The organism is Actinacidiphila sp. bgisy160 (assembly GCF_965342435.1).
In the GTDB taxonomy this organism is placed as follows: Bacteria; Actinomycetota; Actinomycetes; order Streptomycetales; family Streptomycetaceae; genus Actinacidiphila.
The window spans coordinates 57,926-76,291 of the sequence record NZ_CBDRCM010000031.1; the positions used below are offsets into that span (position 1 = coordinate 57,926).

General features: G+C 71.1%; 14 protein-coding genes. 11 read left to right on the forward strand and 3 right to left on the reverse strand.

Going from position 1 to position 18,366, the window contains the following annotated elements:
• Positions 1 to 236 precede the first annotated feature (236 nt).
• Positions 237 to 2,624, reverse strand: a complete 2,388-nt coding sequence (locus ACRWNP_RS23330; RefSeq protein WP_431964383.1) for an MFS transporter — start codon at positions 2,622 to 2,624, stop codon at positions 237 to 239.
• A 231-nt stretch (positions 2,625 to 2,855) separates the two neighbouring features.
• Entirely contained in the window at positions 2,856 to 3,299 is a 444-nt protein-coding gene (locus tag ACRWNP_RS23335; RefSeq protein ID WP_431964385.1) for an SRPBCC family protein, read from the reverse strand.
• Between the two features lie 377 nt (positions 3,300 to 3,676).
• Here ACRWNP_RS23335 and ACRWNP_RS23340 point away from each other — a divergent pair, with 377 nt between their 5' ends.
• The 3 genes from ACRWNP_RS23340 (at position 3,677) to ACRWNP_RS23350 (ending at position 6,620) form a co-directional block, all read left to right on the forward strand.
• Complete coding sequence (locus ACRWNP_RS23340; RefSeq protein WP_431964387.1) at positions 3,677 to 4,843, forward strand: alanine--tRNA ligase-related protein; 1,167 nt, start codon at positions 3,677 to 3,679, stop codon at positions 4,841 to 4,843.
• 162 nt (positions 4,844 to 5,005) lie between these two features.
• On the forward strand, positions 5,006 to 6,052 hold the full coding sequence (locus tag ACRWNP_RS23345; protein WP_431964389.1) for an Rv2578c family radical SAM protein: 1,047 nt from the start codon (positions 5,006 to 5,008) through the stop codon (positions 6,050 to 6,052).
• Between the two features lie 52 nt (positions 6,053 to 6,104).
• The gene (locus tag ACRWNP_RS23350; RefSeq protein ID WP_431964391.1) at positions 6,105 to 6,620 is read left to right on the forward strand and encodes an N-acetyltransferase family protein; all 516 of its coding nucleotides are present in this window, start codon (positions 6,105 to 6,107) and stop codon (positions 6,618 to 6,620) included.
• Here ACRWNP_RS23350 and ACRWNP_RS23355 read toward each other — a convergent pair.
• Entirely contained in the window at positions 6,586 to 8,091 is a 1,506-nt protein-coding gene (locus tag ACRWNP_RS23355; protein WP_431964393.1) for a HEAT repeat domain-containing protein, read from the reverse strand. The genes ACRWNP_RS23350 and ACRWNP_RS23355 overlap by 35 nt on opposite strands.
• 321 nt (positions 8,092 to 8,412) lie before the next feature.
• On the opposite strand from ACRWNP_RS23355, the gene ACRWNP_RS23360 reads away from it, so the two are divergent.
• From ACRWNP_RS23360 to pssA, 8 genes are all read left to right on the forward strand, one after another.
• On the forward strand, positions 8,413 to 10,200 hold the full coding sequence (locus ACRWNP_RS23360) for a 3-hydroxyacyl-CoA dehydrogenase family protein (RefSeq protein WP_431964395.1): 1,788 nt from the start codon (positions 8,413 to 8,415) through the stop codon (positions 10,198 to 10,200).
• Between the two features lie 124 nt (positions 10,201 to 10,324).
• Positions 10,325 to 11,089: a TetR/AcrR family transcriptional regulator gene (locus ACRWNP_RS23365; RefSeq protein ID WP_431964397.1), complete on the forward strand. Its 765-nt coding sequence runs from the start codon at positions 10,325 to 10,327 to the stop codon at positions 11,087 to 11,089.
• A gap of 396 nt (positions 11,090 to 11,485) precedes the next feature.
• Positions 11,486 to 12,823, forward strand: coding sequence for a crotonyl-CoA carboxylase/reductase (gene ccrA / locus ACRWNP_RS23370; RefSeq protein WP_431964399.1), 1,338 nt, complete (start codon positions 11,486 to 11,488; stop codon positions 12,821 to 12,823).
• A gap of 14 nt (positions 12,824 to 12,837) precedes the next feature.
• Complete coding sequence (locus tag ACRWNP_RS23375) at positions 12,838 to 14,850, forward strand: protein meaA (RefSeq protein WP_431964401.1); 2,013 nt, start codon at positions 12,838 to 12,840, stop codon at positions 14,848 to 14,850.
• A 55-nt stretch (positions 14,851 to 14,905) separates the two neighbouring features.
• Positions 14,906 to 15,466: a MaoC family dehydratase gene (locus ACRWNP_RS23380; RefSeq protein WP_431964403.1), complete on the forward strand. Its 561-nt coding sequence runs from the start codon at positions 14,906 to 14,908 to the stop codon at positions 15,464 to 15,466.
• A 12-nt stretch (positions 15,467 to 15,478) separates the two neighbouring features.
• A complete protein-coding gene (locus ACRWNP_RS23385; RefSeq protein WP_431964405.1) occupies positions 15,479 to 16,690 on the forward strand; it encodes an acyl-CoA dehydrogenase family protein in 1,212 nt (403 codons plus the stop codon).
• Between the two features lie 171 nt (positions 16,691 to 16,861).
• Positions 16,862 to 17,518, forward strand: coding sequence for a phosphatidylserine decarboxylase (locus ACRWNP_RS23390; RefSeq protein ID WP_018561003.1), 657 nt, complete (start codon positions 16,862 to 16,864; stop codon positions 17,516 to 17,518).
• The gene (gene pssA, locus ACRWNP_RS23395; RefSeq protein WP_431964408.1) at positions 17,505 to 18,356 is read left to right on the forward strand and encodes a CDP-diacylglycerol--serine O-phosphatidyltransferase; all 852 of its coding nucleotides are present in this window, start codon (positions 17,505 to 17,507) and stop codon (positions 18,354 to 18,356) included. Before ACRWNP_RS23390 ends, pssA begins: the two co-directional genes overlap by 14 nt.
• Positions 18,357 to 18,366: the final 10 nt, after the last annotated feature.

Here is an 18,366-nt window from a genome sequence, read left to right on the forward strand (position 1 = left end):
GGTGCCCGGATGCCGACCGAGGCCCGGAGGTGGTCGGCCCCCGGCGCGCCCGGAGGTGGTCAGCCCCCGGCGCAAGATCTGCGGCTCCGCAACCACGGTACGACCGGCACCGGGTGCCGCGTGGGGCATTGGACGAATCCGGTGTGCGCCCGCGGGGCCGCGGACGCGCCGGAGCATGCGCGGCGCACACCCCGGCGCTGAGGCATCGTCGAACTTCCGAGGACCCTTCGGGGCGGTCAGTCCTCGTGGCCCAGGTGCACGTCGCGCTCGGTGCGCTCGCCGCCCGACAGCCGCAGCACGGTGGCCACCGGCGGATACCCCGAGGCCACCACGGTGTACTCGCCCGCGGCCAGGTCGACGAAGCGAAAGACCCCGTCAGGACCGGTCGTCACGGTGTCCAGGACGTTGCCCGCCGCGTCCAGCAGGGTGACGCGGGCGTCCTCCACGGGGCTGCCGCCCGGGCCGCGCACGGTGCCGCGCAGCAGCGCGCCTCCCGCGAGTTCGACGTCCTGCCGGGTCTCCCGGGCCGCGTGCACCGACACCGGGAGCGCCGCGGGCCGGTACGCGGGGGCGTTGGCGGCGAGCGTGTACTCCCCCGCGACGAGGTCGCTGAGAACGTAGTCGCCCTCCCTGCCGGTTCGGGTGGTGGCCACCACGTCGCCGCGGGAGTCGGTGAGGGTGACGGTGGCCTCCCGTACGGACGTGCCGTCGGCGGTGCGCACCGTGCCCGCCAGCCGCCCGGCGCCACCGAGCACCACGTCGAGCTCGACCGGGCGTTCCCCGACGGTCACGCTGACGGCCTGCGGCTGGTGCCCCCCGGCGGCCGCGATCAGCACGTAACTGCCGCTGCCCGGGGTGCTCAGCGCGTAGCGCCCGTCCTCGCCCGTCGCACCGCGTCCGATCTGGCGGCCGGTCACATCGATGAGGGTGAGCGCCGCCCGGCCGACGGTACTGCCGTCGGCGTGCTGGACGGTGCCGCACACCGGGAGGCCGACGGTCTCGGCCTTGCGGGCGGTGGGGACGTGCTGGGTCACCAGGGGTTTCTCCTTGAGCAGGAAGGCGAGCAGGAAGCCGAGGGCGAGCACCGGCACCAGATAGAGGAAGATGCGCGGCATGGCCTCGGCGTACGCCCGCACATAGGCGTCGCGCAGCGGTGCCGGCATCGCGTGCACCATGTGCGGGGTGATCGACTGGGGGTCCGGCAGATCGACGGCGCGCGGCAGCCGGTCGGCGAGCCCGTCCGCGAGCCGGTTGGCGAACACGGTGCCGAAGACGGCCGCCCCGACCGAGCCGCCGATCTGCCGGAAGTAGTTGTTGGCGCTGGTGGCGGTGCCGAGGTCGGCGGGCCGCACGGAGTTCTGCACGGCGAGGATCAGCACCGGCAGGACAAGGCCGATGCCCAGCCCCAGCACGCCCATGTACGCGCTGTACTCGACGCGCGGGGTGTCGGTCTCCAGCAGCGACAGCAGCCACATGCCGGCCACCGAGAGCGCCCCGCCGACCAGCGGGAACACCCGGTAGCGCCCGGTACGGCTGATCAACTGGCCGGAGACCACGGAGGCCAGGACGACGCCGAGCATCATGGGCAGCATCAGCAGCCCGGACTCCGTCGCGCTGACACCGTTCACCATCTGGAGGAACGTGGGCAGATAGCTGGCGGCGCCGAAGAGGCCGACGCCGACGATCGCACCGATGAGGGCGGAGACGGTGAAGACGCTGTCGCGGAAGAGCCGCAGCGGGATGACCGGTTCGACGGCGAATCGTTCCACCACCACGAACAGCACGGCGCAGCCGATCGACGCCACGCCCAGCCAGATGATCACGTCCGAGCGCCAGGCGTACGTCGTGCCGCCCCAACTGGTCAGCAGCACCACGCAGGTGGATCCGGCGGCCAGCAGCAGCGCGCCCAGCACGTCCAGCCGGGGACGTACGGCCGGCCGCGGCAGTTTCAGCACGACGGCGATGACGGCCAGTGTCACCAGCCCGAAGGGCACGTTGACGTAGAAGCACCACCGCCACGACGCATGGTCGGTGAAGAAGCCCCCGAGCAGCGGCCCCGCCACGGAGGCCAGGCCGAAGGAGGCGCCGATCAGGCCCATGTACCGGCCGCGCTCACGGGGCGGGACGATGTCCGCGATGATCGCCTGGACGCCGATCATCAGCCCTCCGCCGCCGATTCCCTGGATGGCGCGGAAGGCGATCAGCTCGTCCATGGACCGCGACCAGCCGGCGAGGGCGGATCCGACGACGAAGACGACGATGGCGAACTGGAAGACGCTCTTGCGCCCGAAGAGGTCGCCGAACTTGCCGTAGATCGGCAGCCCGACGGTGGAGGCGAGCAGATAGGCGGTGACGGCCCAGGACATCTTGTCCAGGCCGTGCAGCTCGCCGACGATCTTGGGGAGCGCGGTCGCCACGATCATCTGGTCGAGCGCTGCCAGCAGCAGCGTCAGCATCAGCCCGAGAAAGACCAGTCGCACCCTGCGCGGGCTCAGTCCCGCGATGGGCGCGCCCTGTTCCTGCGGCACGACTGCGGGTCGGTCCCCGGGTCCCGTGCCGGCGCCGGTCACGTCCGTGAGGGTGCCGGTCTCCTCGGACAGGGTCGTCCCGGTGGTGCCGCCCATCTGCGTACCGCTCCCCTCGTCGCGCCTGCCCTGCGACAACGATCTGGGGCGCCGGGGATGCGCCGGAGCACGGCAGATCCACCCTTTCAAGTGACGTGCCCACCGGCGTGCGCCCACCGGACGGCGTCCGGGCACGCACGGCCGCACGCACGGCACGCACGGCAGTTACGCCATGCCGAAGGAGGCGGCCGGGCGTCCACCCGGCTCCGGCCGCCTCCCTTGTGCCGCCTGCTACTTCTCGGTCTCCGCGGCGAGCCGCGCGAGCACCGCGTCATGGATGCGGTTCAGACCCTTGGGGGCGAACGTGCGCTCGAAGAAGCCGCCGATGCCGCCGGCGCCGGTCCAGCTGCTGGTGACGACCGCCTTGGACCGGCCCTCGCCGGCCGGGGTGACCGTCCAGGTGGTGACCATGGAGGAGTTGCGGTCGCTCTCGACCAGCTGCCCCGGGGTCGGCTCGGTCACCGCGAGGAGGCAGTCCCGGACGCGCTTCTCGGTCGCCTGCAGCCTCCAGTGCACGAGGGTGCCCGCGCCGCTGCCGCCCTCGCGCACCTCGTATTCGCTGTACTGCTCGGGAAGCAGTCGCTGCCGGGTGCCCGCGTAGTCGGCGAGCGCCGCGAAGACGCTCTCCGGGCTCGCCGCGATCTCGCGCTGCGTGGTGGCCTCGACCTGTGCCATCGCCGTCCTCCGTCGTTCCGTGTGCCGTCGCCGACAAGCCAATCACCACGGCCGCGTGCCCGCGAAATCGGCCGCCCTCCGGTGGGGGACCGCCGTACGCCGGCGTGCCGGGGCCCTGCGCCACCCGGCGGAAATCACGTGCCCCGCCGGGGCGCGGGCGTTATCGTCGGCCGCATGAACGTCACCGGCCACAGCGACACCGCGACCGCGCGAGCGACCAGCTCGCCGGTTACCGCCGCCTGACGTACCCCTTCCCTCACCACCGGCGACCGGGAACGGCCCGCCGGTGGATTCGTGGCTCCCCGCCCCGATTCCGCTGATCGTGCGGACGCGTTGCCCGGTGCCTCCCCGCCCTCCACGCGAAGGAGCCACCCTCCATGGACACCGAAGAGATCGTCCGCACGTTCGTCGAGTACTACGAGGAACGCGGCCACCGCCGGATCACCGGATCGACACTGCTGCCGCCGCCCGGTGACCCCGTGCTGTTCACGACCTCGGGCATGCACCCGCTCACCCCGTACCTGGAGGGGCGCCCGCACCCGCTCGGCGGGCGGCTGGTCAACGTGCAGCGCTGTCTGCGCACCACGGACCTGGAGGAGGTCGGCGACCCCACCCACCTGACGGTCTTCGAGATGCTCGGCACGTGGTCGCTCGGCGACTACGAGGGCCCGCGGAGCCTCGACTGGGGCTACGGGCTGCTCACCGAGGGATTCGGCATCGACCCGGGGCGGCTGCACGTCACGGTGTTCGGCGGCGACGACCGCACCGGTCCGGACACCGGGTCCCTGGAGCTGTGGGGGAGGCACGGGGTCCCGGTCGAACTCACGGTCGAGGACAACTGGTGGTCCAACGGTCCGACCGGCCCGTGCGGCCCCGACTCGGAGATCTTCCTGTGGACCGGCGACACCCCGCCGCGGTCCACGCCCACCCGCGACGACCGCTGGGTGGAGGTCTGGAACCACGTGATGATGCGCCACCGCAGGCTCGAGGACGGCTCCCTCGTGCCGCTCCCCCGGCGCAACGTCGACACCGGACTCGGTCTGGAACGGCTGGCCTCGCTGCTGCAGGGCCGGACATCGGTCTTCGAGTGCGACGTCTTCACTCCCTGGCGCCGTCTCGTACCGGCCCTGTGGCCGCTGGACGAACCGTCGCTGCGCCTGGTCTGCGACCACCTTCGCTCGGCCGTGGTGGTGATCGGGGACGGGGTGCGCCCGTCCAACACCAGCCGCGGATACGTACTGCGCCGGCTGGTGCGGCGGGTCCTCACCGCCCTGTGGCGGGACGATCCGTCCCGCAGCCTCGGCGATCTGCCGGATGAGCTGATCCGGCACACCCTGGACCACTTCCGCCAGAGCGTGGATCCGGACGCGCCGCGCCAGGTGCTGCTGGAGGAGGAGCGCCGGTTCCGGCAGCTCCTGGACAGGGGCCGTCAGGTGCTGGCCCGCCCCCGGTTCCGGGGCCCGCTGGACGAGGAGGACTTCCACTACCTCCACGACACCCACGGCCTGCCGCGCGACCTCGTGGTGAGCCTGCGGCCGCAGTGACGGCGGACGGCCCCGGCAGGGCCCCGGACGGTGCCGACGGCAGCGCCCGGGGCCCCACGTCACCCGCGGTCACGCACAGGCCCCGGGAATCCCCCGGATCACCCCTCGACGCTATTCGCTCAGATGTTCTATTGTCGGGAGGAGAGCAACGAAGGAGGCGGCATGAGGTGGGACAACCTGAGCCGCGAAACGCCGGCGACCACACCCGCGCTCTTCGGCGTGGACGCCGTGACCCGTACGTTCGACACCCCCGGGTTCCGCGGGATCACCTTCCACGAGGTGCGCGCCCGCACGATCGTCAACCGCGTGCCGGGTGCGTCCCGGATGCCGTTCGAGTGGACGATCAACCCCTTCCGCGGCTGCAGCCACGCCTGCGTGTACTGCTTCGCGCGCAAGACGCACACCTACCTGGACCTCGACGGCGGCCTGGACTTCGACTCCCAGATCGTGGTGAAGGTCAACGCGCCCGAGCTGCTGCGCCGCGAGCTCGCCTCGCCCCGCTGGCGCGGCGAGCACATCGCCATGGGCACCAACGTCGACTGCTACCAGCGCGCGGAGGGCCGCTACCGGCTCATGCCGGGGATCCTGGCCGCGCTGCGCGACCACGCCAACCCCTTCTCGATCCTCACCAAGGGGTCGCTGATCCTGCGCGACCTCGATCTCCTGGTGCAGGCCTCCCAGGTCACCGACGTGTCGACCGCGGTCTCCGTGGGCTTCGTCGACCGGGACCTGTGGCGCACCGTGGAACCGGGCACACCGTCGCCGCAGAGGCGGCTGGAGGTCTGCCGCACCCTCAATGACCGCGGCATCCCGTCGGGCGTCCTGATGGCGCCGGTCCTGCCGTACCTGAGCGACTCCCCCGAGCAGTTGCGCGAGACGGTCCGCGCGATCGCCAGGACCGGCGCCACGTCGGTCACTCCGCTGGTGCTGCATCTGCGGCCCGGGGCGAGGGAGTGGTTCATGGCGTGGCTCTCCGTGCACCATCCGCGGCTGCTCTCCCGCTACAAGGCGCTCTACGCGGGCGGCGCTTACGCGCCCACGTGGTACCAGCGGCGCATCACACGCCAAGTGCACGAGTTCGCCGCCGAGTTCGGGATCGGGCCCAGCCGGGCCGGGGCAGCGCGCCGGATCGCCGCACCCGAGGAGGACGCCCCCGGGCCGCCCGCCGCAGCCGATCCGGCCCAGCCGACGCAGCTGACCCTGATCTGAGCTCGCGAAAAGCGGGTGCCCACCGGGCTCCGCCCCACTTAACGTCGCAGCCATGACGGATGTGAGAGTGATGACCCGCGACGACATCGACGCCGTGGCGGCGATCCGCGTACGGGGCTGGCAGGCGGCCTACGCGGGGATCGTGCCGCGGTCGTACCTCGACGCGATGGACGTGGAGGCGGACGCGGAACGCCGCAAGGAGTGGTTCGACGCGGGCGGCAGCCGGGTGGACAACCTGGTCGCCGCCGACGGCGACGAGGTGACCGGCTGGGCCGCTCTCGGCCCCTACCGCGGCGAGCCGGACGACGCCGAGGTCGGCGAGCTCTACGCGATCTACGTGCACCCCGACCGCGTCGGCCGGGGCGCCGGCCGCGCGCTCATGGAGGCGGTACGCGCCCGCGCCGCCGAACGCGGCTTCCGGAGCCTGCGCCTTTGGGTGCTCGCGGACAACGCGCGGGCACTGCGCTTCTACGAGCGCTCCGGCCTCGCACCGGACGGCACCGACCAGATCGAGGTCTACGACGGCCTTCCGCTCAAGGAGCTGCGGTACGCGACGGATCTGGCCTGAAGCGCCCTGCGAGGCGACGCGTTGCGGCGCTCGGCGCCCCGTCCCGCGCCGCTGCCAGCACGGGCGCGGCCACCGGGTCGCCCGAGCGCACCAGGGCACGCACGATCCGCCTGGGGTACGGCGGCGCGCACAATCCGGCGAGGGCGGCCGTGGCGCGGGGTTCGCCCTCGTACCGCGCCAGTCCGCGCGCCGCGGCGGCACGCACCTCCGTGTCCTCGTCGGAGACGACGCCGAGCAGCGTCTCCAGGACATGCGGGCCGCCGATCCGGCCGAGGGAGTCCACCGCCGCGGAGCGCAGGCGAGGAACCGTGACGGCCCGGGTCAGGACGGGCACCGCCCTCGCGTCGCCGAGCCGTCCCAGTTCCTCGACGCACCCGGCGGCCGCCTGATGGACCGTCTGCCCCTCGTCCATGAGCCAGGTGAGGGTGGACATCAGCGCGGGCAGCGACTCGGGAGCCCGCAAGCGCCCCAGCAGGTGTACCGCGGCCAGGGAGTAGCCGATCCGCAGCCGGTTGGTGGCGAGCGTGGCGGCGGCACGCGCGGTCCGCGGGTCGCCGAGCCGGGCGAGGGCTTCGGCCGCCGAGACGTTGCTGATGCTGTCGCGATGGTTCAGGAGCAGGACCAAGGTCTCGAACGCCCGCCGGTCGCCGGCCCGGCCGAGCATCACGGCGGCGATCTCCCGCTCGCCCAGGGGACGCGAAGGCCCGGTCAGGACATCGGCCAGCACGTCCCTCGCCGCCGGATCGTCCATCCTGCCGAGCGTCACCAGGGCCGCCTCGCGGGCGCCCCGATCGGGATCGCCGACAGCGGCGGCGAACACGGGGAGATGCTCCGGATCCGCGGCCCGGCCGAGCAAGGCCAGGGCGAGAGACCTGACGCCGGGCTCCTGATGGCCGCAGTACTGCAGCAGCAGGGGCACGCACTCGGGCGCGGGCGGCGTACCCCGGTGGCCGGGGAACCACCGCCAATGGTGCAGCCCGCTTCCGGTGACGAGGCGGCTGATGTGGTTCCGGACGCCGTCGTCGTGCCCGAACTCGGGATCCCAGTGGCCGCGGTCGGGCTCCGGCCCGGCCAGGACCTCGAAGAGCGGCCCGGCGGCCTCCAGGCAACGCCGCGCCACGAGCACCTCCCGGGCGTAGGCACGGCGCGCCCTGTCGTGGTGGACGATGTCGGCCAGCAGCGCGGGCACCGCAGGGGCCCGTCCGGCGGCGGAATCGAGCACGGCCCTTTCCGTGGGCCCGAGCCAGGGCCGCACCATGGCGGCGGCGTCCGGGGAGGCGGCGAGCCGCCGCAGATAGGCGTCGCGTTCCTCGCGGCGCCCCTGAGTGGCGAACTCCATCAGCCCCAGGACACGGCGTGGCTCCCCGCGCTCACGCAGCCGCGCGATGTCCGTCTCCCCCGCCCGTACGGCCCCGTACAGCTGGGCCGCGCGCCGCGCCGCGTGACCGGCGCCCCCGTGCACCCGTTCCACGGTTCCCCCTTCTCCCCGTCCCTCACTCTAATGGGGTGCTCATCTGTAGGAGGTGTAAATCACATGGGCGGGAGGACTGGCGCCGAGGTTACTCACCGGTTACCCTCTAACCAACGCACGCCGCGGCCTGGTGACGCAGCCGCCGTGTGCGGCCGTTGTCGGTTCGGCACCATCGCGGCGCAGCCCCGGGACAGGGCTCGCCGGATCTCACGCGGGTACGCACACGCACGCGTACGCACCCCCGCGGCTCCTCGACTCTCCCGCCCCGCGCCTGCGCAGCAGAGACGCACGGCGCGGACCCTCAGCATTCGGAGTTCCGCGATGGACCGTCCACGTCCTTTCCCCACCGTCGCCATCATCGGGCTCGGCACCATGGGCACCGGCATAGCCGAGGTCGTCGCCCGGGCCGGCCACGAAGTGATCGGCATCGAGATCGACGACGCGGCCGCGCACCGCGCCGTCGTCGCCTTGGAGGCCTCCACCGCCCGCGCCGTGCAGCGCGAGCGGATCACGGAGTCCGAGCGCGGCGACGTCCTGGCCCGTTTCCGCACCTTCTCCGACCTGCAGGCAGCGGCCGACGCCGACCTGGTGATCGAAGTCGTCACCGAGCACTTCGAGATCAAGCGCGAGGTGCTGACGGCCCTGGACGCCATCGTGAAGCCCGGCGCCGTCCTCGCGACCGGCACCAACGCGCTGTCGGTGACGCAGCTGGCCTCGCACACCTCGCGCCCCGACCGTGTCCTCGGCCTGCACTTCTTCGCCCCCGCCCCGGCCATGAAGCTGGTCGAGGTGGTCTCCACGGTGCTGACCTCTCCCGAGACCACGAACGCCGTGACCGAGCTGGTCCGCTCGCTCGGCAAGGAGCCGGTGGCGGTCGGCGACCGCCCGGGCTTCATCGCCGACGGGCTACTGTTCGGCTACCTCAACCAGGCCGCCGCGATGTACGAGGCCCGGTACGCCACCCGCGAGGACATCGACGCGGCCATGCGGTTCGGCTGCGGCCTGCCCATGGGCCCGCTCGCCCTGCTCGACCTGATCGGCATCGACACCGCCCAGACCGTCCTGGAGGCGATGTACGACGCCTCACGGGACCGACTGCACGCCCCCGCGCCCATCCTCAAGCAGCTCACCGCCGCCGGCCTCAAGGGCCGCAAGGCCGGCCGCGGCTTCTACACCTACGAGGCGCCCGGCAGCGCCACGGTCGTCCCGGACGCCGAGACGCCGGCCGAGGCCGCCGGCGCCACCGGCGGGCGCCCCGTGCGCAGGGTGGGTGTCGCGGGCTCGGGCACCATGGCCACCGGCATCGCCGAGGTCTTCGCCAAGGCCGGGTACGAGGTCGTGCTGGCCGCCCGCGGCCAGGAGAAGGCCGACCGGGCGGTCGCGGCGCTGGCCAAGTCCCTGGACCGGTCGGTCGCCAAGGGCCGGCTCGGCCAGGAGCAGCGCGACGCCGCCGTGGCACGGGTGACCGCGGCCGGCTCGCTGGACGCCTTCGCCGACGTGGACCTGGCGGTGGAGGCGGTCGCCGAGGATCTGCCGGTCAAGCAGCAGCTGTTCGCGACCCTGGACAAGGTCTGCAAGCCGGGCGCGGTGCTGGCCACGACGACGTCCTCCCTGCCGGTGGTGGCCATCGCCGCCGCGACGTCGCGTCCGCGGGACGTCATCGGCATGCACTTCTTCAACCCGGCGCCCGCAATGAAGCTCGTCGAGGTGGTCCGCACCGTGCTGACCGCCGAGGACGTGCACGCGACCGTCCACGAGGTCTGCGGCCGGATCGGGAAGCACGCGGTGGACTGCGGCGACCGGGCCGGTTTCATCGTCAACGCGCTGCTGTTCCCGTACCTCAACAACGCGGTGAAGATGGTCCAGGAGCACTACGCGACCGTCGAGGACATCGACTCGGCGATGAAGCTCGGTGGCGGCTACCCGATGGGGCCCTTCGAACTGCTCGACGTCGTCGGGCTGGACGTGTCGCTCGCGATCGAGCAGGTGCTGCACAAGGAGTTCCGCGACCCGGGCCTGGCGCCGGCGCCGCTGCTCGAGCACCTGGTCTCCGCGGGCTGCCTCGGCCGCAAGACGGGCCGCGGCTTCCGCGAGTATGCCCGCCGCTGATCACGCGGGCGGCTGGGACGGCAAGGACGATCCCGGCGGCTGGGGCGGTCTCCTGGGACCGCCCCACCGCCTCCGGAAGCCGGGCCCGGCCCACGGTTCAGCGGGAATGCAGTACGTTCGCGGTATGCCCCAGCCCGTGAAGCCCGCCCGTGCGTCCTCCACCACCGCCCAGCGCCATCGTGTCCGCCAGGAACTGGCCGCCGCGGCGATGCACCTGTTCGCGACCCAGGGGTACGAGGCGACCACGGTCGACGAGATCGCCGCGGCGGCGGGGGTCGCTCGCAGGACGTTCTTCCGGCACTTCCGCTCCAAGGAAGAGGCGATCTTCCCCGACCACGACGACACCCTGGTACGCGTGGGGCAGGTGCTTGACTCCGCCGAACCGCACGAGCACCCGCTCGACACGGTGTGCCGCGGCATCACCGAGGTGCTGCGCATGTACGCCGAGGCTCCCGAGGTCTCCGTGGAGCGCTATCGCCTGACCCGCGAGATCCCGATCCTGCGGGAACGCGAGATCGCCTCGGTGGCCCGCTACGAACGGCTGTTCACCCGCTATCTGCTGGGCCACTTCGACGAGGGCGCCCACCACGACGGGGACGACGACCCGCTGCTGGCAGAGGTCGCCGCCTCCGCCGTCGTCGCGGCCCACAACCACGTGCTGCGGCGCTGGCTCCGCGCCGGCGGCAAGGGCGACGTCGAGGCGCAGCTCGACCACGCCTTCGAGGTGATCAAGCAGACCTTCGGCACCGGCATCGGCCGCCGCCCCGCGCCCGCCCCCGCCCCGGTGCTCGCCTCACAGCAGGGCGAGGTCATCGTGGCCGTGGCCCGCACGGACGCCTCGCCTGCCGAGGTCATGCGGACGATCGAAAAGGCCCTCAAGGGCGCGTAGCGGCCCGCTCGAGCCTCCGGCGTCCTCCTGCGCCTCCGGCATCCCACCGGCGCCCCCAGGCCCTCGTGCCGGGGGCGCCTTCCTGTGTCGCTCAAACGTGAAGCCATGGTGCCATCTGAGAAAAATTGTTGGCACGCAGTGTCTTGCAGGGTGGCACGCGGTGCCATACCGTGAGAACTGTCCGGGCGGGCGGCGTGCTGGGATCCGTCGCACGCCGTCTGTCCCCAAGGCCCGGGCGCCTGCGTCACAGGCATTCACCGCGCCACCACGCGCTCCGCTCCATCCGTGCGACCGCCACGGACAGCAGCACCACCGCCGAACCGACGGCACCACCCTCAGCAAACCCCCGACGTTCCCCCAAGCGTCCCTACGTCGCGCTTCGCCGGAGGCATCACCGTGAAGGACATCCTCGACGCCATCATGGCGTCCGAAAGCACGGCCGCGGACTTCGCCGCGCTGCCGCTGCCCGAGTCGTACCGCGCCATCACCGTCCACAAGGACGAGGCCGGCATGTTCGAGGGCGTGGACAGCCGCGAGAAGGATCCGCGCAAGTCGCTGCACCTGGACGAGGTGCCCGTGCCCGAGCTCGGCCCGGGCGAGGCCCTGGTGGCCGTCATGGCCAGCTCGGTCAACTACAACTCGGTGTGGACCTCGATCTTCGAGCCGGTGTCGACGTTCGATTTCCTCGAGCGGTACGGCAGGCTCTCCCCGCTGACCAGGCGCCATGACCTGCCCTACCACGTCATCGGCTCCGACCTGGCGGGCGTGGTCCTGCGCACCGGCCCCGGCGTGAACGCCTGGAAGCCCGGTGACGAGGTCGTCGCGCACTGCCTGTCCGTCGAACTGGAGTCCGCGGACGGCCACAACGACACGATGCTCGACCCCGAGCAGCGCATCTGGGGCTTCGAGACCAATTTCGGCGGCCTCGCCGAGATCGCGCTGGTCAAGTCGAACCAGCTGATGCCCAAGCCCAAGCACCTCAGCTGGGAGGAGGCCGCGGCGCCGGGCCTGGTGAACTCCACCGCCTACCGGCAGCTGGTCTCCCGCAACGGCGCCGGCATGAAGCAGGGCGACAACGTCCTGATCTGGGGCGCCAGCGGCGGCCTCGGCAGCTACGCCACCCAGTTCGCGCTGGCCGGCGGCGCCAACCCGATCTGCGTGGTCTCCTCCCCGCAGAAGGCGGAGATCTGCCGCAGCATGGGCGCCGAGGCCATCATCGACCGCACCGCCGAGGACTACCGGTTCTGGAAGGACGAGCACAACCAGGACCCAAGGGAGTGGAAGCGCTTCGGCAAGCGCATCCGCGAGCTCACCGGCGGCGAGGACGTCGACATCGTCTTCGAGCACCCCGGTCGCGAGACCTTCGGCGCCTCGGTCTATGTCACGCGCAAGGGCGGCACCATCGTCACCTGCGCCTCGACGTCCGGCTACAACCACGAGTACGACAACCGCTACCTCTGGATGTCGCTCAAGCGCATCATCGGCTCGCACTTCGCGAACTACCGCGAGGCGTGGGAGGCCAACCGGCTCATCGCCAAGGGCAAGATCCACCCCACGCTGTCGAAGACGTACCGCCTGGAGGAGACCGGCCAGGCCGCGCAGGACGTGCACCGCAACGTCCACCAGGGCAAGGTCGGCGTGCTCGCCCTCGCCCCGGAGGAGGGCCTCGGCGTCCGCGACGAGGCGATGCGGGCCAAGCACATCGACGCCATCAACCGCTTCCGGAACGTCTGAGAACGGGAACGAGCATGAGCGAGCGTCAGAAGGATCGTCCGTGGCTGATGCGGACGTACGCGGGGCACTCCACCGCGGAGGCGTCCAACGCCCTGTACCGGCGTAACCTCGCCAAGGGCCAGACCGGCCTGTCGGTCGCGTTCGACCTCCCGACGCAGACCGGGTACGACCCCGACCACATCCTGGCCCGCGGCGAGGTCGGCCGGGTCGGGGTCCCGGTCGCCCACCTCGGCGACATGCGCCGGCTCTTCCAGGACATCCCCCTGGAGGAGATGAACACCTCGATGACCATCAACGCCAGCGCCATGTGGCTGCTCGCGCTCTACCAGGTGGTCGCCGAGGAGCAGGGCGCCGACGTCACCAGGCTCCAGGGGACGACGCAGAACGACATCGTCAAGGAGTACCTGTCGCGCGGCACATACGTCTTCCCGCCCGGCCCGTCGCTCCGCCTCACGACGGACATGATCGCCTACACGGTCAACCACATCCCCAAGTGGAACCCCATCAACATCTGCAGCTACCACCTGCAGGAGGCCGGGGCCACGCCGGTGCAGGAGATCGCGTACTCCGTGTCCACCGCGATCGCCGTCCTCGACGCGGTCCGCGACTCCGGCCAGGTCCCGCAGGAGCGGATGGGCGACGTCGTCGCGCGCATCTCCTTCTTCGTGAACGCGGGCGTCCGCTTCGTCGAGGAGATGTGCAAGATGAGGGCCTTCACCCGCATCTGGGACGAGGTCACCCACGAGCGCTACGGGATCGAGGACCCCAAGCAGCGCCGCTTCCGCTACGGGGTCCAGGTCAACTCCCTCGGCCTCACCGAGGCCCAGCCGGAGAACAACGTCCAGCGCATCGTGCTGGAAATGCTGGCCGTGACGCTCTCCAAGGACGCCCGGGCCCGCGCCGTGCAGCTGCCGGCCTGGAACGAGGCGCTCGGCCTGCCGCGCCCCTGGGACCAGCAGTGGTCCCTGCGCATCCAGCAGGTACTGGCCCACGAGAGCGACCTGCTGGAGTACGGCGACATCTTCGACGGCAGCCACGTCGTCGAGGCGAAGGTCGCCGAGCTCGTCGAGCGGTCCCTCGCCGAGATCGAGCACATCCAGGAGATGGGCGGCGCCATGGCCGCCGTGGAGTCCGGCTACCTGAAGTCGCAGCTGGTCTCCTCGCACGCCGAGCGCCGGGCGCGGATCGAGTCCGGCGAGGAGAAGGTCATCGGCGTCAACTGCTACCAGGACACCGAGCCCAGCCCCCTCACCTCCGACCTGGACGGCGCCATCATGACCGTCGACCCGGAGAACGAGGCGCGGGTCGTCGCCGCCCTCCACGAGTGGCGCGACAACCGGGACGAGGTGCGGGCGCAGCGGTCGCTGGAGGCCCTCAAGGCCGCGGCCGCAGGCACCGGCAACCTCATGGAGGCCACCTTGGAGTGCGCCCGGGCGGGGGTCACCACGGGCGAGTGGTCCTGGGCGCTGCGCGACGTTTTCGGCGAGTTCCGCGCACCGACGGGGGTGAGCAGCGCCCCCGTCGCGGTCACCGCCGAGCCGGGCACGCCGCTGGCCGCGGTGCGCCGCAAGGTGGCGCTGACCGCCGAGGAGCTGGGCGCCGGCAAGCTGCGGCTGCTGGTGGGCAAGCCCGGCTTGGACGGTCACTCCAACGGCGCCGAGCAGATCGCCGTACGGGCTCGCGACGCCGGCTTCGAGGTGGTCTACCAGGGCATCCGGCTGACGCCCGAGCAGATCGTCTCGGCAGCGGTCGCCGAGGACGTGCACTGCGTGGGACTGTCGGTCCTATCCGGCTCGCACGCCGAGCTGGTGCCGGACGTGCTGAACCGGCTGCGCCGGGCCGGGGTGGACGACGTGCCGGTCATCGCGGGCGGCATCATCCCGCCGGCGGACGCGGCCAAGCTGGTCGAGTCCGGCGTCGCGGCCGTGTTCACGCCGAAGGATTTCGGGATCACCGAGATCATCGGCAGGATCGTGGACGAGATCCGCAGGGCCAACAAACTGGAGCCGCTGGAGGTCGCCGCATGACCCCCGCGGCGCACACCCGTACGAACACGTTCGACACCCCGGAGGCGTAGGAGAAATGCAGTTCGGCCGTACGTATGAAGAGTTCGAGGTCGGGGCCGTCTACAAGCACTGGCCCGGGAAGACGGTCACCGAGTACGACGACCACCTCTTCTGCCTCCTGACCATGAACCACCACCCGCTCCACATGGACGCGAACTACGCCGAGAAGACCACCGACTTCGGGAAGAACGTGGTCGTGGGGAACTACGTCTACTCCCTGCTGCTCGGCATGTCGGTGCCGGACGTCTCCGGCAAGGCGATCGCCAACCTGGAGATCGAGTCGCTGAAGCACGTGGCGCCGACCTTCCACGGCGACACCATCTACGGCGAGACGACCGTGCTGGACAAGCGGCCGTCGAAGTCGAAGGACGACCGCGGGATCGTCCACGTGGAGACCAAGGGCTACAAGCAGGACGGCACCCTGGTGTGCGTCTTCCGCCGCAAGGTGATGGTCCCCACCGCCACGTACATCAAGGAGCGCGGCGGCGAGCAGCCCGGCCGCCCGCCCGTCTCCCCCCACCACCCCCAATCGGCGCCCCTGCGGGGCGGTACCCCTGGTCCCGAGATGAACGCCTAGGAGACAGCAGACATGAGCCGCCTCGCGCAGACCGACGGGCTGACCGACATCCAGCAGGAGATCCTCTCCACCGTCCGCAGCTTCGTCGACAAGGAGATCATCCCGGTCGCCAACGAGCTGGAGCACAAGGACGAGTACCCCACCGACATCGTCGAGGGGCTCAAGGAACTCGGCATCTTCGGCCTGATGATCCCCGAGGAATACGGCGGTCTCGGGGAGTCCCTGCTCACCTACGCCCTGACGGTCGAGGAGATCGCCCGCGGCTGGATGAGCGTGTCGGGCATCATCAACACGCACTTCATCGTCGCCTACATGCTCAAGCAGCACGGCACCCAGGAGCAGAAGGACCACTTCCTGCCCCGCATGGCCACCGGCGAGGTGCGCGGCGCCTTCTCGATGTCCGAGCCGGGCCTCGGCTCCGACGTCTCCGCGATCCGCACCAAGGCGGTCCGGGACGGCGACGACTACGTCATCAACGGCCAGAAGATGTGGCTGACCAACGGCGGCACCTCCAACCTCGTCGCCGTGCTCTGCCGGACCGACGAGGGCCAGCCGGAGGGCGCGGCCCCGCACAAGTCCATGACGACCTTCCTCATCGAGAAGGAGCCGGGCTTCGGCCCGAACCCGAAGGTGAAGGGCCTCACCGTGCCCGGCAAGATCGAGAAGATGGGGTACAAGGGCGTCGACACGACCGAACTCATCCTCGAGGATGTGAAGATTCCGTCAAATCGCGTCCTGGGCGGTCAGAGCGGTCGCGGTTTTTACCAAATGATGGACGGTGTCGAGGTCGGCCGGGTCAACGTGGCCGCCCGCGGCTGCGGAGTCGCACAGCGCGCCTTCGAACTGGGGATCGCGTACGCCCAGCAGCGGCAGACCTTCGGCAAGCCGATCGCGCAGCACCAGGCGATCCAGTTCAAGCTCTCCGAGATGGCCACCAAGGTCGAGGCCGCCCACGCGCTGATGGTGAACGCGGCCCGTAAGAAGGATTCCGGCCAGCGCAACGACCTCGAGGCCGGTATGGCGAAGTACCTGGCCTCGGAGTACTGCAAGGAGGTCGTGGAGGACGCCTTCCGCATCCACGGCGGCTACGGCTTCTCCAAGGAGTACGAGATCGAGCGCCTCTACCGCGAGGCCCCGATGCTGCTCATCGGTGAGGGCACCGCCGAGATCCAGAAAATGATCATCGGTCGCCGGCTGCTCGAGGAGTACCGAATCCAGGGGTGAATGTCTGGGTTGTGACACTTTGCGCGAACCAAAGGTCACACCCAGTCATCAAATACCGGCCACTGACTCAACTGCTGGCTTGCCCAGTTGCCGGTCACTCCCGATACCATTCACGGAAAGCCGCCGTCCCCAGCACCATCTTTGCGGCACCCTCCGCTACGAAGGTCTTCCATGCCCCACAGCCATTCCTCTGCACAACGCGACAGCCGGGCCGGCGTACGCCTCGCGCGCGGAGCGTCGCCGTGGCTCCTCCCGACCGTGGCCACCGCGGCGGTCAGCCTGGTCCGTGCCCGCCGCTCCGGGCGCTGGGCGGCCGTGGCCGTCCCCACCACCGCCCTCGCGGCGGGCATGCTGTGGTTCTTCCGCGACCCCGAGCGCGAGATCGCCCAGGGCCGCGTCATCTCGCCGGCCGACGGTGTGGTGCAGAGCATCATGCCGTGGAAGGACGGACGCACCCGCGTCGCGATCTTCATGAGCCCGCTGAACGTCCACGTGAACCGCGCGCCGCTCGCCGGCACGGTCACGTCCGTGGAGCACATCCCCGGCGGATTCGTCCCGGCGTTCAACAAGGAGAGCGAGAACAACGAGCGCGTCGTCTGGCACTTCGACACGGAGCTCGGCGACATCGAGATGGTGCAGATCGCCGGGGCCGTGGCGCGCCGCATCGTCCCTTACGTACCGCAGGGCACCAAGGTGGAACAGGGCGAGCGCATCGGCCTGATCCGCTTCGGCTCCCGCGTGGACATCTACCTGCCGGAGGGCGTGGAGCCCGCCGTCGAGGTCGGCCAGACCACCGTGGCTGGGGTGACGCGCCTTGACCGTGATTGATCCCGACACCCAGGCACCGTGGGTCGCGTCGGTGGACGAGGACGACGATGATGACATGCCGCTGTCGACGCGGCTGTCGATAGCGGACGGCCTCACCCTCGGCAACGCGATCTGCGGATTCATGGCGGTGTACTTCACCACCACCGGGGTGCTCGTCCCGCACCTGATGGGCAACACCGACGGCGGCATGACGCGGCACAGCGCCGCCACCGCCGTGCTGCTGATGCTCATGGCCTCCGTCTTCGACCTCTTCGACGGGCTCGTGGCGCGCAAGCTGCGCAGCTCGGCGATGGGCGCGGAGCTGGACAACCTGTCCGACCTGATCAGCTTCGGCCTGGCCCCCGCCTACTTCGTCGTCGTCTGGGGCCTCATCTCGAACGACCCTTACGGCAAGGTGTCGGCGGTGGCGGCGGTCGTGGTGCTGCTCGCGGTCGTCCTGCGCCTGGCCCGCTTCTCCTGCACGACGGTGCGGGAGGGGATCTTCCAGGGCATGCCGAGCCCCTTCGGGGCGATGACGGTGATCTCGGTCGTGCTGCTGGAGCTGCCCTTCATCCCCACGGTGCTGGCCATCGTCGGTGTGGCGTGGCTGATGGTCAGCCGGGTCGAGTACCCGAAGCCCCGGGGCCGGCTCGCGACGATCACGCTCGCCTGGATCGTGCTGAGCATGGGCTGTCTGGTCTGCTGGGCGTTCGCCGTCCCCGGTGGCGACGTCCTGCTCCAGACGGGCGCGGCCCTGCAGATCTGCGCCGCTGCGGTGATCCCGCTCTTCGCGACGACCCGGCGGGTCAACACGATCCGCAACAACCGCCGCGAGGCGCGTACGGCGCAGCTTCCGTAGCCGTACGAGC

What these genes read in the sequence shown, in the direction of transcription:
- ACRWNP_RS23345 (WP_431964389.1), top strand. Translation starts at nt 5,006, where the DNA reads ATGAGGTGGGACAACCTGAGCCGCGAAACGCCGGCGACCACACCCGCG.
- ACRWNP_RS23380 (WP_431964403.1), top strand. Translation starts at nt 14,906, where the DNA reads ATGCAGTTCGGCCGTACGTATGAAGAGTTCGAGGTCGGGGCCGTCTAC.
- ACRWNP_RS23390 (WP_018561003.1), top strand. Translation starts at nt 16,862, where the DNA reads ATGCCCCACAGCCATTCCTCTGCACAACGCGACAGCCGGGCCGGCGTA.
- ACRWNP_RS23330 (WP_431964383.1), bottom strand. Translation starts at nt 2,624, where the DNA reads ATGGGCGGCACCACCGGGACGACCCTGTCCGAGGAGACCGGCACCCTC.
- ACRWNP_RS23335 (WP_431964385.1), bottom strand. Translation starts at nt 3,299, where the DNA reads ATGGCACAGGTCGAGGCCACCACGCAGCGCGAGATCGCGGCGAGCCCG.
- ACRWNP_RS23340 (WP_431964387.1), top strand. Translation starts at nt 3,677, where the DNA reads ATGGACACCGAAGAGATCGTCCGCACGTTCGTCGAGTACTACGAGGAA.
- ACRWNP_RS23385 (WP_431964405.1), top strand. Translation starts at nt 15,479, where the DNA reads ATGAGCCGCCTCGCGCAGACCGACGGGCTGACCGACATCCAGCAGGAG.
- ACRWNP_RS23350 (WP_431964391.1), top strand. Translation starts at nt 6,105, where the DNA reads ATGACGGATGTGAGAGTGATGACCCGCGACGACATCGACGCCGTGGCG.
- ACRWNP_RS23375 (WP_431964401.1), top strand. Translation starts at nt 12,838, where the DNA reads ATGAGCGAGCGTCAGAAGGATCGTCCGTGGCTGATGCGGACGTACGCG.
- ACRWNP_RS23360 (WP_431964395.1), top strand. Translation starts at nt 8,413, where the DNA reads ATGGACCGTCCACGTCCTTTCCCCACCGTCGCCATCATCGGGCTCGGC.
- ACRWNP_RS23365 (WP_431964397.1), top strand. Translation starts at nt 10,325, where the DNA reads ATGCCCCAGCCCGTGAAGCCCGCCCGTGCGTCCTCCACCACCGCCCAG.